At 48.3% G+C, this 2,621-nt stretch carries 1 protein-coding gene and 2 pseudogenes; all 3 read left to right on the forward strand.

Annotated features, from left to right (window positions below):
- Positions 1-1,652 (forward strand): annotated as a pseudogene (locus HMPREF7545_RS10310) (hypothetical protein); the annotation flags it as partial.
- A 15-nt stretch (positions 1,653-1,667) separates the two neighbouring features.
- Positions 1,668-2,273 carry a hypothetical protein gene (locus HMPREF7545_RS00010; protein ID WP_006693599.1) on the forward strand — a complete coding sequence of 202 codons (606 nt, stop codon included), beginning with the start codon at positions 1,668-1,670 and terminating at the stop codon, positions 2,271-2,273.
- A gap of 39 nt (positions 2,274-2,312) precedes the next feature.
- Positions 2,313-2,621 (forward strand): annotated as a pseudogene (locus tag HMPREF7545_RS10510) (hypothetical protein); the annotation flags it as partial.

Raw genomic sequence — 2,621 nt, forward strand, 5'->3', positions numbered from 1 at the left:
CCGCAAGAGTCGGCGGGAACCTCAATATTGAGACGCTCCAGGAGAAAGAGACCTATGAGGAGCAGAATACCTCTGCGGGCTTTGGGATCTCTTGGAATGTCAACATGACAAAAACCAAGACCACGGGGCCGAATAAAGAATCCATAGAGACCACCACCCGCTCCTTCGCTAAGCCCAACATCGGCGGTTCCTTCAGCAAGGGAAATATCTCCTCCCACTACAAGAGCGCAAGAGATCAGGCGGGCATCTTCGCCGGAAAGGGCGGCTTTGATCTCTTGGTCGGAAAGAATACCGATCTGAAGGGCGCACTCATCGCAAGCAAAGCACCTGCCGACAAGAACAAACTCTCTACCGGCACACTCTCCTTCAGCGATCTGGAGAATGAAGCGGATTACAGTGCAAAGAGCATCGGCGCCGCCTACCATAAGTACGGCAACTATGACAACATGACGGACGATGAAAAGAATAAGGTCTACAACACCAAAGGCCTTGCACCGAATATCTCCATGCCCGTCAAAGGTAATGCGAGCAGCAGGACAACGTCTGCCATTGCAGAGGGAACCATCGACATCAGGGAGAATCCGACGCAGGATATCTCGGCGCTGAGCCGTGATACAGAGAATGCACTCAATGAGCTCGGCAGAATCTTTGACAAGAAGAAGATCGAGGAGCAGCAGGAACTTGCCGCGGTCTTCGGTGAGGAGGCATTCCGTCTCGCCCACAACATGAAGGACGACGGAAGCGGACGAAAGATGATCGTTCATGCCGCCATCGCCGGACTCATGAGTCGGATCACAGGTGCCGGCTTTGCCTCCGGTGCCGTAGCTGGAGCTCTGAACGAAGCACTGATCAACAGCCTCAAAGGACTAGACCCCGGCACCGCCCAGATCGTCAGCGCCATCCTCGGAGCCGCTGCCGCGAAAGTTGCCGGAGGAAGTGCCGCCGCAGGAGCCTCCGCGGCGGCGACAGGGACGAAGTGGAATCTCGAGCTCGATGATCATTCTCGTAATAAAAGACAAGAAGAATACCAAGCTTTTTTGAAAAAATATGATGATGACTATGTCGCACAGTTGAATAGGGGAAATCCATATTCTGACAGCGAAGCAGAAGAGGCGCTTCAAAATCTATACAATGCCCTAAATAACGCGAACCGAATTGGGGTAACACCGTTAGCGGGAGACTTGTTGGAGGTTTTCTTGGATCAAGATTTTTCGGGGCACGGAATCGTCAATGTGGACTATACAGAACATGGATATCCTGTCCTAGAATTTGGAGCACAATCTTTGGTGAACGAGAGATTGAGAAATGCATCATTTAATGAGAGGATTGTTTATAATGCCATAATGGAGCGAATAAATAATAGGGTAGCAACTCCCACAGATACACACAGTTATACTTTTTATTTAAATGGGATAGACAACGCTCTAGGGCTGGGAAATGCATCTGCCATTATCTCATTTAGGGTAAATCATACCGCTTTTGAAGCAAAGGTAACGATTACCGATAATTGGGATCACGGTAAGAACGAAGCATTGCTGGGCTCTTTCTTTAGAGACGCATATATCGTCCAGCAATCCGGTCTGCGACGTACATTTGCTTATAAAACGACATACGACCTTAGTTATCCTATAACGGATCTGGTTCATGAATAAGAGGAGCTGAGGCATATGAAATCCTACTTTGTCGTAAAAACACTCACCTTCATCATTGGGATCGGTTTTGCCCTTTATGTGTGGTTTCTTACATACTCCTATGTCACGCCCGTCTGCTTGCCGGAGACCACAAATATAGCGGGGTTTCGCTACCAGATGTATTTTCATGATCAAGTTTTAAGTGACACCTATGAGGATGTTGCATTAGAGATGAATTGCTACGCCCATGAATATAAATTTCCATATCTGTACGCTTATGGAGAGTCGGGATATACGAAAATATGCGTGATCCCGCTCTTTACAAAGATCATCAAAATCGAAAACTATGCAAGCGATGCGCTAGTATCACCTGATATAGCAAGCAATTTAGAAAGTAATCTAGAAGATTTACAGAGGGCGTATGGGACAAGTTTGATCTTAATAGAGAATATGGATGATATCTCCATAGAAGACAAAAGGATCTTTTTAGAGCTGAGGAGACAAGGAGAAGCTAGAAAACAACGAAGTCTCAAAAGAGCAAAAACCAGCCAGGAAAAGGATGCCATCAAAGCTCTGGATGAAATATCGGAGGTGTTGGAAGAAAGCCTCCGAAGGCAAGAACTGGAGCAGGAGCAAGAATAAAATACGAAGTGCGATGCACTTCTTACAATAGAAGTTACCGTTGCAGCGGGAACCATCGACATCAGGGAGAATCCGACGCAGGATATCTCTGCCCTCAGCCGTGACACAGAGAATGCACTCAACGAGCTCGACAGAATCTTTGACAAAAAGAAGATCGAGGAGCGGCAGGAACTTGCCGCCGTTTTCGGTGAAGAGGCATTCCGTCTCGCCCACAACATGAAGGACGACGGAAGCGGACGAAAGATCGCCGTGCATGCGATCATCGGCGGCATCATGAGCCAGATCACAGGCGCAGGCTTTGCCTCCGGTGCCGTCGGCGCAGGACTCAACGAAGCACTGATCAACGCT

Origin of the sequence: Centipeda noxia ATCC 43541 (genome assembly GCF_000160555.1) — a bacterium.
Taxonomy (GTDB): domain Bacteria; phylum Bacillota; class Negativicutes; order Selenomonadales; family Selenomonadaceae; genus Centipeda; species Centipeda noxia.